Below are 13,972 nucleotides of genomic sequence, written 5' to 3'. Positions count from 1 at the left end.
GTGACATTTGTTGTACATCTAATTTTATATTATTGGTTTAAGTAAAAAATCTTTTGGAGGAGGTACTTTTATTGAGTTCATTTGTTGCAGAATTGAACAATGGTTTTGCTCCAGAACCTGAAGAAAATGTTTTCTCAAGTATTTGGAATGAATATGAGAGAGTAATCATGAAAAGTTTGATTACATCTTTTGGACTTGATTTCCTTGTGCATGACCAGCATGGTGGAGATGTTGATACTATCCATAATGTTAGGGAAATTGGAAAAGACCCCAATATGAAATATAAGAATGCACAGAACCAGGCGGATTATGGTAACAGAGGAGAATATAATACATATGCGTATCATCAAGATCCACGATATATAGCCATTAATAGAAAAGTTAGTGAAAGTAAAAAGAACGGTACATTGCAAGATGCCTATACTGGAAAGACCGTTGCACAGAATGCTGATATTGATTTAGACCACGCTATAGCTGCGAAAGGGATTCATGATGACCATGGCCGAGTTTTAGCAGGACTCAATGGTACAGATTTGGCTAACTGTGAAGAAAATTTAAAGCCGACTGATAGAAGTATAAATCGTTCTATGCAAGATAAGGACATGGAAGTCTATCTACAAAAATGGGAATCTGAAAGACCAAAGATACAGTCAAGAATTTCGGAACTTAAGTCCAAAGGTTCATTATCTGATAAGGAACGCAAAGAGTTAGCAAAGTTAGAAAAATTAGAGCAGATTGATCCAGATAAAATGAGAGCTGAGAATAAAAGGACTCGTGCAGCATATGAAGCTAAACTTGCTAAAGCATATTACACAAGTCCTAAATTTTTGAAAGACACTGCTGTAGTAGCAGGTAGCCGTGGTGCAGAGATGGGTATGCGTCAGGCAGTGGGATTTGTCTTTGTGGAAATATGGATGTCTTCTAAAGAAGAAATACAAGTCTTACCACCCGGAAAAAACTTAAAGGATATGCTTGAGGCTGTAGCTAATGGTGTAAAAAAGGGTGTTGAAAATGCCAAAGTTAAGTATAAAGAAATTCTGGCTAAATTTGGCGAAGGTTTTCTTTCTGGAGCGTTAGCAAGTTTGACAACAACCATATGCAACATCTTCTTTACAACTGCAAAGAGCCTTGTAAGGTGTATCCGACAGATATATGCATCGGTTGTTGAGGCAGGAAAGGTTCTATTATTTAATCCAGAGAATCTTATGTTTGGAGACAGAATAAAAACCGCTACTGTTATATTAGCAACTGGAGCGAGTGTTTTAGTTGGAACTGTTGTTGGAGAATTGATTCAGAAAACTCCAATCTCAGCAATTTCGGGAGTTGGTACATTTGTTACAGCATTCTGTTCATCTCTAGTGAGTGGACTTATTTCATGTACGCTATTGATTTTCTTGGATAGAAGTAAGTTTATGAATAGAATTGTAAGTGCCTTAAACAGAATTCCATCTGAGGTAAACAATTATAAAGAAATAGCAGACGCTTTAGAGAGATTGGCGGCTAAACTTGAAAATCTTGATATTGCAAAATTCCGAGCAGAAACAGAGAAGTATAGGAGTATTGCTACAAAGATTGGTGCTGCTGAGTCAGAGGAAGAACTTAACAACTTGTTACTTTCGGCATATAAGGTATTTGATATACAGATACCTTGGGAAGGTGATTTTGATACCTTTATGGGAAATAGGTCAAATCGCTTGGTGTTTGAGTAATGTTTAAGTGTACTTGTTGTGGAGAGTGTTGCCGTAACCTTGATAAATCTGATGTATATAAGGAATTGGATAGGGGGGACGGAACTTGTAAATACCTAGATGGAAATAAGTGTTCTATCTACGATGAAAGACCGTTGTTATGTAGAATTGATGAATGCTATGAGGTTTATTTTAAGGAACACTATTCAAGAGAAGAATATTATGAGTTGAATTACAGAGTATGTAAGCAACTACAAAATAAAGGAGGATGAATATATGCCATTACCACTTATTATTGGAGGAATTACAGCTGTTGCTAGTATAGTCGGGGTTGGATCAGGAATTCATGGTGGTGTGAAGATGAAAGAAGCAAATGACACTATGAAAGCTGCACAAAGTAAACAGGAGAGGGCTGTTGCTTTATTTGAAAAGAGAAATATTGAAACTACCGAATTGATGGATTCTATCGGAAAACAGGAACTTGAGATTTTAAGTAGTTTTGATGATTTCTCTGACATTATTGAGAAAATTCAAGGTAGACCTGACTTTAAAGCTTGCAAGAGAGACGGAATTAATTTACCAGATTATGAGGCCGAGGAGTTGAAAAAAGTGTCAGCTGGTGCGGGTGTTCTTTTAGGAGGAATTGGAGGTGCGACTGTTGGAACGGCAGGTGGATTCGCAGCAGCCGGAGCTACAACCTCTGCGGTTATGGCACTTGGTACGGCATCAACAGGAACGGCTATTTCTTCGTTAAGTGGTGTTGCAGCCACAAATGCGACATTAGCTGCTTTAGGAGGTGGTTCTATAGCTGCTGGAGGTGGTGGAATGGCTTTGGGAACGGCTGTTTTAGGTGGAGCAACATTGGGTGTTGGTTTACTTGTTGGAGGTATCATTTTCAATGTTACTGGTTCTAAATTATCAGATAAGGCAGATGAAGCCTATAACCAAGCAAACAGAACTGAAAAAGAGGTAAATAAAATTGTAGGTTATTTTGATGAATTAGTATCTGCTGCAAAACCTTTTCAAACATCATTGACTGAATTAGAAAAGCAGTATAAAAAGAGATTGGCTACATTAGACCATGTTGTAAATTTCTCTGCAAAGGTTCAGTGGTCTGACTTTACTGAAAAAGAAAAGCAAATGACAGAGAATGCTGTCCTGTTAGTAGGATTACTATATAAGATGTGTAAGACAAGCCTTATGCTTAAAGATAAGGACGGAGATGGTCTAAACACTGTTAACAAGAATGAAGTAAATACAGTTGTCACAGATGCAAATAAGATTTTGGACGAAGTAAAAGACGCAGCTTAAAATAAGGAGGGTACAATAATGTTTTTAAGTCAATTATCAGAAAAAGAGAAAAATGCTTTTATTAGTTTGAGCGTTCATGTATCAAACTCTAATGGAATTTTTGCAGAAGAAGAGAAAGTAATGATTCAAGAGTATTGCAAGGAAATGGGTATTCCATTTTTTGATGCTAATAATGCAATTTCAATGGATGAAGTAGTTGATGTATTTAAGGCATCAGAACTTCAAATTAAGAAAATTGTTTTATTAGAAACTCTGGGACTTGTTTATTCAGATGGAGAGTTCGATTCTGGAGAAAAGAGTTTTATAAACGATTATGCAAAGAAAATCGGTCTTACAGATGCAGATGTTGAGAAGACAACGGTTGCTATTAAGGAATATCTCGATGCATTAAAAAAAGTAACAGAAGTTATTGCGTAGTAGAGAAAACCTCGTTTTTGATGAAGAAACCCGGTAGGTGGCAGGTCGATTGCCATCTGCCTTTTCTTATGAAAAAGACTTATGCATCCGATAGGATATTTGGTAGTTTAGGAGTAGTCTGTAGGGGGTACGAACCCCCTAACGAAAAAATTGTATGCTATCGTTAAAAGGTGCGCCCCCCCACGAGCCACCCACTCAATAAACGATAGCATTTTAGAGATATTTTGCATAGTCAACCTCCTTAAAGTTGACTACGATTTGACTACGAATGACTAACACATTTTGCCACGATTTGCCTTGTTTATAGATTTGTAAAAATATCTGTAGGTTTACCCTGTTTTTACAGACTTGGTAAATCCTTGCAAAATAGGGAAATTCACTGCATTTTAGGAAGGAGTTTTATTATGCTTAAAATACTTTTCGTCTGCCATGGCAATATTTGTCGTTCGCCCATGGCAGAGTTTCTATTCAAAAAAATGATTGGTGATGCCGGGATAGACGGTCATTTTATAGTAGATTCTGCTGCGACAAGTTCTGAAGAAATTTGGAACGGAATCGGAAATCCTGTCTATCCGCCTGCGAAGAGAAAGTTACAAGAACACGGTATGGAATGTGATGGCAAGCGGGCGCGTCAAATTACCAAAGACGACTATTCAAACTATGATTTGTTAATTGGGATGGATGAGCGCAATATTCAGAATATGTTGCGTCTGTTCGGCAAGGATAACGAAAAAAAGATACATCTGTTATTAGAGTATGCGGGAGAGGAAAAAAGTATATCCGATCCTTGGTACAGTAATGATTTTGATACAGCATATCATGAAATTGAACGAGGGTGTAAAGCATTGTTGGAACAGTTATCGGATAAAAGTTCTACAAAAAACGACAAGTAAGTTTGTAGATTTGTGTGATAAGATTGTCTTGAAAAGAGTGAGCATGATGTTTAGTCTTAGCGTTCTTGAAATGGTGGAGATTCCAAGAATATCTATCTTAACTATCTAAAAAATAGTTCAATCAAAACTTTGTATTGTAAGACGACTCATCGTCATACACAATAAAAATAGCAAGCGATTCCTCTTAGATGAAGAATATGAGTAAGAAGAGGGAGGTATTTGCTTTTAATAGAGGGATAGACGATGTGAATGAATATCTGAACAATGTGTCTGTTTCGCAAATCTTTATATATCATTCGATAATTTTTAATTTTAGCGTTCTTGAAATATTAGAGGTTACAAGAATATCTATCTTAAAATCAAAAAAATTTATCAATCAAAGCTATGTATCGCAAGATAACTTATCTTCTTGTACAATATAAATGTCGTATCAGTCGGTTTATTGGAAGAGTAATTTGTGTAATAATAGTACAAACAGAAAGGCGTTTGCTTTTTTAGAGGGAAAAGGCAGAGATAAATTAAAGGATAGAGGAATAAGGTGATGAAGTGAATCAGCATCTGAAAGAATTGATAGCATTAAAACAAAATTTTAAACTTCATGATGGAGATAAGGCAAGTGTATCAGCCTTATATCAATTTGCCGATAAACTCTCCGGAATTCAAGAGAGAGACGCGAAGGAAGTCTTGGTGGATGTTTACCATCAGCTTGGCATGATGGAGAGTGCATTTAGAGTTTTTTCGACCATTTTTGATAAGTCTGACAGAAAACAGATTAAAAAATTTGCAATGTTACAAGAATTGAGCAAAAGTCGTGGAGATCATTTTGCTTTACCGCGACCTTTGACGGAAAAGGAAAAAGCTGAAAGAAAAGAGCTCCTCAAACAGTTATCTCACTTTCGATATCATCCTGATCCGTTGGAGACAGGTGCATTTGAAGAGGGAGAAGAAAAGGTCTGTCCTTGTTGTGGCAAGAAGAGTACTGTTTATTTTTCTTCCATACCGTATTGTGTTGATAATGTAGAATATATCTGTTCGACCTGTATTGCAAACGGAGAAGCTGCAAGAAAGTTTGATGCGACATTTGTTCAGGATGCAGAGTGGGAAGGGGCACGAGATAAGGCAAAAGACGATGAACTTTTTTTACGCACTCCGGGGTATTTAAGTTGGCAGGGAGAATATTGGCTTTCCTGTTGTGATGATTACTGTGCATATTTGGGGACAGTCGGAACGCGTGAATTAAAGGCGATGGATATTGCAGACGAAGTGTTTGAAGAGTATTATATGCGCGATGATTTTTTTGAAGATGTGGAAGAATATCTTGTCAAAGACGGTTCAATTTGCGGATACTTGTTTCAATGTCTTCATTGTGGGAAATATCATCTTTGGGTAGATGCAGATTAGATTAACTGTTGTATGACAGAATTGATTTGTCATCTTGCACAATGATATAGAAGTGTATTATTATACGAATTACTGATTAAAGTTACACCAAAAAATGTATCCCCTACGAAAAGGAACTGTTCAAGCTTTATTTCGTAGGGGATATTTTTTTGAAAATGAAATACGACTTCTAGAATTTTATATTTGTTGTAAGAATGTCATAGTGTTAATGTCATCTGTTTGACTTCGGCTAATTCTGATTTGTAGCACAGAATGGTGAGAATATCTCCCGGTAGAATAACAGTATTTCCGTTTGGAATAAATTCTTTCGAACCTCGCTTGATTGATACAATCAGAACATTTTTTGGGAATAATTCCTCTCTCAACGCCTTATTACATACACTCATATTGGAGGTAATGGATAAACTGGTTACGACCTTGTCGGTTTCCTCTTCTTCAGAGGCAGTATCCATTCGGTTTGCAAGAAGTCGCTCCAATAGAGATTCATAAATCGGTTTGGAATTCAAGAATTCCGCTACAAGGTATGAGATAATTGCAACCAAACAGAAACTCAGCATATGGGAAAAAGTTCCTGCCATTTCCGTAACGAGCATAATCGACAGAATCGGAGAACGAACGACTGCTGTTAAGATTCCCGCCATTCCCAATACAATGAAGTTATGGATATAGACAGAATCAAGCAAGTTGATTTGTTGGCAGAATGTGGCATAGATGACACCGCTGAGTGCGCCGAGTACCAATACCGGCAAAAAGATTCCACCTTGTGTGGAGCTGCCGTAACTTAACGAAGTGAAGAGCAGTTTGAGGATCAACAAGGTAATCAGTGCAGTCAAAGTAAATGTCGAATCGGTAATTTTTTCAACCAAAGCGTGCCCTCCGCCCAACACATCGTAACAAGCAAATCCCAGTGTGATGGATACTAAGAATGCAATGATAGGTCGAAACGGTTTTGGAATCGGTAAAATATTATGAAAATCTTGTCCGAGCAACAGCACTTTGTTGAACAAAACGCCGACCAATCCCGAAAAAACTCCGATTCCTACAATATGCCAGTAGTGGAACAGGGGAAGAGATTTCGGAATGGAGATAAAATAAAAAGAGGATTGCAACCCGAACACATTTTTGGATACATAGTCTGCAACAACAGAAGCGACAAGACACGGAATCAAAATCAGAGGAGAGAAGTTTTTGTGCATCTCTTCCAATGCAAAGATTGTTCCCGAAATAGGTGCGTTGAATGCAGCTGCAAGTCCTGCGCTTGCTCCGGCAGAAATCATAAACCGTTCTTCGTTAATATCTCTTTTCAAAAGTTTGGAAAGTAATTTTCCAACGGCTCCTCCAATTTGAATGGAAGGACCTTCTCGTCCGAGGGAGAGTCCTGCAAGGTTTCCGAGTCCACCTCCGATAAATTTTGAAATTAAGACAGAAATCGGATTCATCTTTAGGATACCAAGCAATTCTCCTTGAATTTGCGGAATACCGCTTCCGCTACTGAGAGGACACCATCGAATCAATAATCCGACAATGCAAGCAAACAGTGTAAAAGCGACAATCAAAAACAGAATATGTTCGGTAGAATAGGTAGAAAAAAGCATTTTTCTGATCCCATCAAGTTCGGACAGCATCAGGCGATACAGAACGGAAAAAAAACCTGCTCCCAATCCAACCAAAAATCCATCGATAACGATTCTTCTCTTGAGCGTTTTGTAATTATGCAAAGCAGTTTGTGTTTTGGTGGACACAAAAATCACATCCTTGTTGTAGTAGTATGAAAATTTTCCCATAAATGTTTTTATTTTTATAGAATGGGAATATATATCTGTGAATATAGATTGCAAAAAATAATTGACAAATTCATTATCTAACATCAGTCGGAATTGGAACAAGATGCTGTTTCAATCATATTTTTCGTCCAACATTAGTTAAAGTTGAGCGAATACGATTCGTGGGTGCACTTGTCCTATATCATAACTTGAAATTTCGATTCATAGAATGAATACCGATTCCGCTTTTTTCAATGAAACAGGATGAAACTTTCCCATTTGAAGGCATGACGGTTCAGTTAAGTTTCAGTATTAGACAACGTTTCATTAAGAAGCCGATGATGAAACCAAGCGCATCTTTTTGCGATAGATGATATTTTTTGCAAGATAGACCCAAAATAGGACGCATTCTTATCCAGTTTAAACAATTATGGAAAAAATGTAAACTACAGAACCTTAAAAACAGAAAATTTTTCGAAAAAAAACTACTGATTTGTAATAGCTTTGTAACGGACATTACGATTTATTAATGTATAATTGTATTAAAAATAAAGTACAGTTTAATTTTTACAAATAGATTCATTTCTTTGTAAATAGAGACAGAGTGTATAAGATTGAGAGGAGATTTGAAACATATGGAACAAAGTAAAGAGTTGATGGCTACAACCGATGTACCTGCAACAGAAGAAATAAAATTCAAACAAAAGAAATCGTGGAAAAAAAGAGTAAAGAAAAAATATATCTTTCTTGCGTTGCTTGTTTTGGCAGGGGGATATGGAGCAAAGAATTTTTTGAGTCCGAAACAACAAGTTGATATTCCTGTAAAGATGGGAAATGTGACCACAAGGGATATTGAAGAAACATTATTGGTAGAAGGACCTGTATCCGGTTCAGAAACAGCAGAAGTGACTTCCGTTTTGAACAACAAAATTCTACAAATCAATGTCAAAGAAGGAGATTATGTCACGAAGGGTCAAGTTTTGGCGGTGCTCGACAGCACAGATATCCGAAATGAAATTTCTCAAGCGCAACAGAAGTTGGAGTTGTCCAAATTGACAACAGATGAAGCTGTGCGTCAACAACAAACAAACTATGATAATGCTGTTATTACAATGAATGAAGCAAAGAGAGTTTTGGATCAAAGCCAAAGTTTGGTTGAGGCAGGCGCGATTTCGGAGGATGAGTTTATTTTAGCGAAACAAGCGTATGAAAAAGCAGTTGTTGCAGTGGACGGTTTCCATACAGTAAACGGAAAAGTTGTGCCTACCGAATCACAAAAGAAAAGTATCAGTTTGGACAGAAATACAATTGCAATGAAACAAAAAGATATTGAAAAAACCTTAATTAAAAGTCCAATTAACGGAACAATTACCAGAGTGAATGCAAAATTGGGAAGGTATGCAGCTGATACTGAAAATAAAGCGGCGATGTTTGTCATTGAAGATTTGGTAAATTTGAATGTAAAAGTTCGTGTAGGAGAACATCAAATCGAAAAGATTAAACTTGGACAACAGGTTACCGTTTCTTCCAATATTCTCGGAAAGAAAACATTGGTGGGAGTAGTCGACAGCATCGCACCGTCGGGTGAAAATAAAGATGCTTCCGGTACAAAAAAAGTAATTCCGGTTACAATCAAGATTACAGAAAAAAGCGATGTTTTGATTCCGGGAGTAACCGCAAAATCAAAGATTATGATTGCAAGTAAAAAAGGAATCAAAGCAGTTCCGTCAGAAGCAGTTCATGCAGATTTGGAAGGAAACAACCATTATGTGTACAAAGTGTTGGAAGATAACACAGTGAAGAAGGTACCTGTACAAATTAATTTGCAGGATGCGTTCTATACAGAGGTAATGTCAGATGACCTCAAAGAAGGCGACAAGATTGTTTTGAACAGTAGTGGAGAAAAAATCTTGCAAGAAGGAAGTAAAGTGAGAGAGGAACAAGAATTGAACAACGCAGCTCCTCAGGAAACTAAAGAAGGTGAAACAATTGCCGAATAATGACAAAAAAGTTGTAATCAGGGTAGAGGACTTGAAGAAAGTATATCGCAACGGTGAAGTGGAAGTGCATGCGCTTCGGGGAATCAATTTGGAGATTTGCCGAGGAGATTTTGTAGCAATCATGGGAACTTCCGGATCGGGGAAATCTACTTTAATGAACATTCTGGGATGTTTGGACAGACCTTCTTCAGGAAACTATTACTTGGAAGGAATTGATATCAAAGATAAGACAGATGATGAACTGTCCGAAATACGAAATTTAAATATCGGTTTTGTATTTCAGTCCTTTAACTTGATATCACGCACCAGCGCATTGAAAAATGTGGAGCTTCCTATGGTTTATGCAAAAGTAAAGGCATCAGTGCGTGAGGAACGGGCGATGGAATTACTTGGAAAAGTAGGCTTGGCAGACAGATATGCTCATATGCCGAACGAATTGTCCGGGGGACAAAAACAAAGAGTTGCTATTGCAAGGGCTTTGGCAAACAGACCGTCAATTATTTTTGCTGACGAACCGACAGGAGCATTAGACAGCAAATCGTCAGTTGAAATTATGGATATTTTTACACAACTGAATAGAGAAGGAAATACTGTTATCGTTGTTACACATGAACCGGAAATTGCTGCATTTACAAATCGAATTATCACATTCAGAGACGGACAGGTGGTACAAGATGCAGATAACCGAAGGACAAAGGAGGAGTAAGATGCTTATTAAAGAAAGTTTTTTGTTAGCATTATCCGCAGTTCGTGTGAATCGGATGCGTTCCTTTTTGACAATGCTCGGCATTGTGATTGGGATTGGTTCCGTGATCGGAATCACGGCAATCGGAGACAGTATCAAGTCAATTATGGGCAAGGAAATAGATAACATTGGGACAAATCAAATTTTTATTGCACTGAGTTGGGAAAAAGAAGAACACGGAGATGATGAGTATTTTACGATGGATGATTTCCGGGCAGTGGAAGAGAAATTTGGTGATAAGATTGTGTATATGGTTCCCGGAAACGCCAGTAAGGAAATAGAAAGAAAATTTGGTAATAAAAAATATACGATTGCTTTGACAGGGGCAAGAGGAGGATTGTTGGAACAGAGATCCAATATCAGCATAGTAGAGGGCAGGATGATTACGGAAGAGGATGTCGAACAAGAAAATGATGTTATTGTTATTGACAAAAAATTGGCACAGGAAGTTGCGGGCGGAGTGGATGTTATCGGTCAAAAATTGGAAATTGATTTCGGTGACAGCGTAAAAGAACTTACTGTGGTAGGTGTAGTAGAAGAAACAGTTTCGGCATTTGCTCAACAGATTGGGATTTCCGATAAGAACAAAATAACTTGTTATGTTCCTTACACTCTGTTTGATGTAGAGTCAGAATTCGGTGTGGGATATATCAGTTTTTATCATCGTAAAGATATGTCAATTTCTCAGGAGCAACTTGTGAAAGAAGTAGGGGACTTTTTGATTGCAACGAAGGGAGTACCGAAAGATTCTTATCGTCAGGAATCTGTAGAAAAACAAGCTTCCCAAATCAACGGTATGTTGAGTTTGATTTCGCTTGGAATCGGAGTCATTGCATCCATTTCTCTGATTGTCGGAGGAATCGGAATTATGAACATTATGTTGGTATCCGTTACAGAGAGAACCAGAGAAATCGGTATTAGAAAAGCATTGGGTGCTAAGACAAAAAATATTTTATTTCAATTTCTTATCGAATCCAGCATTTTGTCATTGATTGGAGGGTTGATTGGGATTGTTGTAGGACTTGGAATCGGAAAGTTGGGAGCAATTTTGGCGAAAGTGGATTTGAAAATTAACATTCCGGTCATTGTGGGAGCAGTTATCTTTTCATCACTTGTCGGAATGTTCTTTGGACTGTATCCTGCAAAAAGAGCGGCGAAATTGGATCCGATTGAAGCATTGAGATATGAATAGAATCTACTGTTTAGAGTAGTTATCATAAAAGACAAGCTGAGCGAAAGAGAAATTTTTGAGAGTTCGGTTTGTCTTTTATGTTGTATGGATAAGTAAAGATATTTTAAAAAATTTTCGAAAAAATGATACCGATTTGTAATCAAGTTGAAACGATAGTTTGTTATACTGGATATGTTAGGAAATGAAAAATTTTTAGGATGGAAAGTTTTTGATACTAAAATTCGCTTCAATTGTCATAAATTCTGATTCAAAGGAATTCCTGTTAAAATCTCACCCTTATTCAAGTGATGAACATGCTACATCGATGTAAGAGAGTAAAATGACGGATACCGAATCGGCATGATGACATAAGGCAATTCAAACAGATAACAGTGTTGAAAACAAAGTGGAAACAATTTTTAGAAATTAATGAAGAAATGATGATAAAGCATGATATTTTTTATCATGCGCGGTAAGGAGGAGAGCAGATGAAGAAAATAATGGCATTCGGTTGTTCTTTGTTGTTGTCTTTCAGCATGGTGCAGCCGATATTCGGTCAAAAGGCGTCAGTGAATGCTGTTATGCCGACAGAAATGACAATCACAGCAGTGAGAGAACAGTCAAGAAAATATATTTACGGACAGGAACATTATGATAATAAACAGGCAGAATTGAAAAAAATGATAGAGGATTATCAAGACAGATACGGCAAACGGTATGTGATGATAGACAAGGAAGGCAATGAGGTTGTAAAGTATTTTTATAACGATGATGTGTCATACGATCCTGTCAACGCAAAAAAAGAACTTTCTAAGCTGTTGGATGAGATGAGAGATAAGAATGAAAAGCTTGCCATTGAATCTTTTTTGGAGTTATTGCAACAACAGAACAAAGTTTTTCTTGCCAAAAATCAGGTGGAGTATCAAAAAGTGCGAGTAGAAGGACAAAAGCGTGCCTATGAATTGGGGAAAAAAACACAGGTAGAGTTACAGAAAGAGTTGTCGGCATTGGAAGAGCATAAACTGCAACTGAAGAGAGAAGAACTGTTATTGCAACAACGATATGAGGATTTGAACCGTTTGTTGGGATATCCGGTTTCGTTGAGATACCGACTGAATCAAGAAGAAATTGTCCAACGAGTGGGAGAGGGGAAAAACTCCATTGCGGTTCCTTTTTATTTGACATCCAAGGAATTATCTGAGCTAAAGCGGTTAAAAGACCAAAAAGAAGAGTTGGACAGGAAGAAAAAAGCGGAAGAAAAGCTGAAAAACAGTTGGGAAACAGAAGCGGAAAAAGAAAAGATTCGCGAAAAAATCAATCTTATTGAAAAAGAAGAAAACTATCAAGAGGCGGAAGATAAGCTGACTCTTCAATTGAAGAAGACCTATTTGGGGAATATCCAACAATTTATGGATTTATCAACAAAACAACAAGAGTTGGAACAGGAGAAAAAAGCTTATTCCAATTCAGAGTTGAAGAAAAAGTTGGGAAAAATAAGCAAAAATGAGTTTTTAAATTCCGAAAAAGAGTATTATACAAAGGAAAAAGGATATTTAGATGCAGTGCTTTCAATGTATCAAAGTATCGATGGATATGAAAAGTTATATGACAAAAAGTAGGAGGAAAGTGTTATGAAAAGAATTGCAAGCGTAGGGTTGGCTTTGTTTATGCTGACGGGAACGACATCATTTGCAGATACGAATGTCAATATTCAGATTGACGGCAAACCGATGAAAAACGGTGCCGGTGCAATCATAATGGAGAATCGTACTATGGTTCCGTTTCGTGCAGTCTTTGAGGAACTCGGTGCAGACATGATACAATGGGACAAAGAGACGAAAACGATTACAGGGGTAAAAGGAGACACCACGATTATTTTGTCCATCGGAAACAATGTATGTTTCGTCAACGGAGAACCACAGACAGTGGAAGTTCCGCCGGTTATCCTGAATTCCAGCACCTTGGTGCCGCTTTCCTTTATTTCTGAAAAATTGGGATATCATGTCGGTTGGCATGCAAGCAGCAAGACAGTAAAAATAATGTCGGAAGAATATTATTTGTCTGTCGGAAGTAAAGAAATGGATGAATTGAAGAATGTTTCTTCCGACACGAATCAACCGCAACCGCCGCAACCTACACCGAAGCCTACTCCTAACCCTAAGCCGCAAGACGGGCCGACAGAACAAACAGGCCAATTTTCCAAAGAATTGAAGGGTGCTTTTGCGATGCAAAATTTGAGCAAAGCGAAATTTGTTGCAAAGTTACAAAATAACGGAGCTTTTGAAATTATGAACTTAGCATCCAAAAAACCGGTTTTGGGAACGTATCAGGTGAAAGGAAATCAAATTACCTTCACATCGGATATTCTAAACGGAACATTTTCGATTGAAAAAATCAACGGAAATCGTACTTATTATATGCTGAAATCTTCAAAAGGATCTGCACTTGCCATCACATCCATTTCCCAAGAACAATACAACTCGGCATTGAAATAACAAACCGTAGAATGAAGTGGATAAGTGTCACAAATAAAAATTTTTATTTTTCTGTAAAATTAAGAAAAATTCTTTTTTATCAAAATCT

General features: G+C 37.3%; 12 protein-coding genes. 11 read left to right on the top strand and 1 reads right to left on the bottom strand.

What is annotated here, in order from left to right:
- The first annotated feature begins 71 nt into the window (after positions 1–71).
- The 6 genes from HMPREF0389_RS03855 (at position 72) to HMPREF0389_RS03830 (ending at position 5,710) form a co-directional block, all read left to right on the top strand.
- Complete coding sequence (locus HMPREF0389_RS03855; protein WP_014262387.1) at positions 72–1,709, top strand: hypothetical protein; 1,638 nt, start codon at positions 72–74, stop codon at positions 1,707–1,709.
- On the top strand, positions 1,709–1,960 hold the full coding sequence (locus tag HMPREF0389_RS03850) for a YkgJ family cysteine cluster protein (protein ID WP_041250786.1): 252 nt from the start codon (positions 1,709–1,711) through the stop codon (positions 1,958–1,960). The genes HMPREF0389_RS03855 and HMPREF0389_RS03850 overlap by 1 nt, the downstream gene beginning before the upstream one ends.
- A gap of 4 nt (positions 1,961–1,964) precedes the next feature.
- The gene (locus tag HMPREF0389_RS03845) at positions 1,965–2,999 is read left to right on the top strand and encodes a hypothetical protein (protein ID WP_014262386.1); all 1,035 of its coding nucleotides are present in this window, start codon (positions 1,965–1,967) and stop codon (positions 2,997–2,999) included.
- A gap of 18 nt (positions 3,000–3,017) precedes the next feature.
- A complete protein-coding gene (locus tag HMPREF0389_RS03840; RefSeq protein WP_014262385.1) occupies positions 3,018–3,416 on the top strand; it encodes a TerB family tellurite resistance protein in 399 nt (132 codons plus the stop codon).
- A gap of 404 nt (positions 3,417–3,820) precedes the next feature.
- A complete protein-coding gene (locus HMPREF0389_RS03835; protein ID WP_014262384.1) occupies positions 3,821–4,309 on the top strand; it encodes a low molecular weight protein-tyrosine-phosphatase in 489 nt (162 codons plus the stop codon).
- Between the two features lie 546 nt (positions 4,310–4,855).
- Complete coding sequence (locus HMPREF0389_RS03830; protein ID WP_014262383.1) at positions 4,856–5,710, top strand: CbrC family protein; 855 nt, start codon at positions 4,856–4,858, stop codon at positions 5,708–5,710.
- 197 nt (positions 5,711–5,907) lie between these two features.
- Here HMPREF0389_RS03830 and HMPREF0389_RS03825 read toward each other — a convergent pair whose 3' ends face one another.
- On the bottom strand, positions 5,908–7,452 hold the full coding sequence (locus HMPREF0389_RS03825; RefSeq protein ID WP_041250785.1) for a ClC family H(+)/Cl(-) exchange transporter: 1,545 nt from the start codon (positions 7,450–7,452) through the stop codon (positions 5,908–5,910).
- 656 nt (positions 7,453–8,108) lie between these two features.
- Here HMPREF0389_RS03825 and HMPREF0389_RS03820 point away from each other — a divergent pair.
- The 5 genes from HMPREF0389_RS03820 (at position 8,109) to HMPREF0389_RS08725 (ending at position 13,884) form a co-directional block, all read left to right on the top strand.
- Positions 8,109–9,473 (top strand): efflux RND transporter periplasmic adaptor subunit, encoded by a 1,365-nt coding sequence (locus tag HMPREF0389_RS03820; RefSeq protein ID WP_014262381.1) that lies wholly within the window; start codon positions 8,109–8,111, stop codon positions 9,471–9,473.
- Complete coding sequence (locus HMPREF0389_RS03815; RefSeq protein WP_014262380.1) at positions 9,454–10,179, top strand: ABC transporter ATP-binding protein; 726 nt, start codon at positions 9,454–9,456, stop codon at positions 10,177–10,179. The genes HMPREF0389_RS03820 and HMPREF0389_RS03815 overlap by 20 nt, the downstream gene beginning before the upstream one ends.
- 1 nt (position 10,180) lies before the next feature.
- The gene (locus HMPREF0389_RS03810; protein ID WP_014262379.1) at positions 10,181–11,410 is read left to right on the top strand and encodes an ABC transporter permease; all 1,230 of its coding nucleotides are present in this window, start codon (positions 10,181–10,183) and stop codon (positions 11,408–11,410) included.
- A 467-nt stretch (positions 11,411–11,877) separates the two neighbouring features.
- The gene (locus tag HMPREF0389_RS03805) at positions 11,878–13,008 is read left to right on the top strand and encodes a cytochrome P450 family protein (protein WP_014262378.1); all 1,131 of its coding nucleotides are present in this window, start codon (positions 11,878–11,880) and stop codon (positions 13,006–13,008) included.
- 12 nt (positions 13,009–13,020) lie between these two features.
- Positions 13,021–13,884 (top strand): copper amine oxidase N-terminal domain-containing protein, encoded by an 864-nt coding sequence (locus HMPREF0389_RS08725; protein WP_014262377.1) that lies wholly within the window; start codon positions 13,021–13,023, stop codon positions 13,882–13,884.
- Positions 13,885–13,972: the final 88 nt, after the last annotated feature.

Source organism: Filifactor alocis ATCC 35896, assembly GCF_000163895.2.
Lineage (GTDB): Bacteria > Bacillota > Clostridia > Peptostreptococcales > Filifactoraceae > Filifactor > Filifactor alocis.
The sequence above is the reverse complement of the archived record's forward strand: the minus strand, read 5'-3'. Positions and strand labels throughout refer to the sequence as shown.

Excerpts from the sequence above, each read along its gene's own strand:
- HMPREF0389_RS03850 (WP_041250786.1), top strand. The coding sequence starts at position 1,709 with ATGTTTAAGTGTACTTGTTGTGGAGAGTGTTGCCGTAACCTTGATAAA.
- HMPREF0389_RS03845 (WP_014262386.1), top strand. The coding sequence starts at position 1,965 with ATGCCATTACCACTTATTATTGGAGGAATTACAGCTGTTGCTAGTATA.
- HMPREF0389_RS03840 (WP_014262385.1), top strand. The coding sequence starts at position 3,018 with ATGTTTTTAAGTCAATTATCAGAAAAAGAGAAAAATGCTTTTATTAGT.
- HMPREF0389_RS03835 (WP_014262384.1), top strand. The coding sequence starts at position 3,821 with ATGCTTAAAATACTTTTCGTCTGCCATGGCAATATTTGTCGTTCGCCC.
- HMPREF0389_RS03820 (WP_014262381.1), top strand. The coding sequence starts at position 8,109 with ATGGAACAAAGTAAAGAGTTGATGGCTACAACCGATGTACCTGCAACA.
- HMPREF0389_RS03810 (WP_014262379.1), top strand. The coding sequence starts at position 10,181 with ATGCTTATTAAAGAAAGTTTTTTGTTAGCATTATCCGCAGTTCGTGTG.
- HMPREF0389_RS03805 (WP_014262378.1), top strand. The coding sequence starts at position 11,878 with ATGAAGAAAATAATGGCATTCGGTTGTTCTTTGTTGTTGTCTTTCAGC.
- HMPREF0389_RS08725 (WP_014262377.1), top strand. The coding sequence starts at position 13,021 with ATGAAAAGAATTGCAAGCGTAGGGTTGGCTTTGTTTATGCTGACGGGA.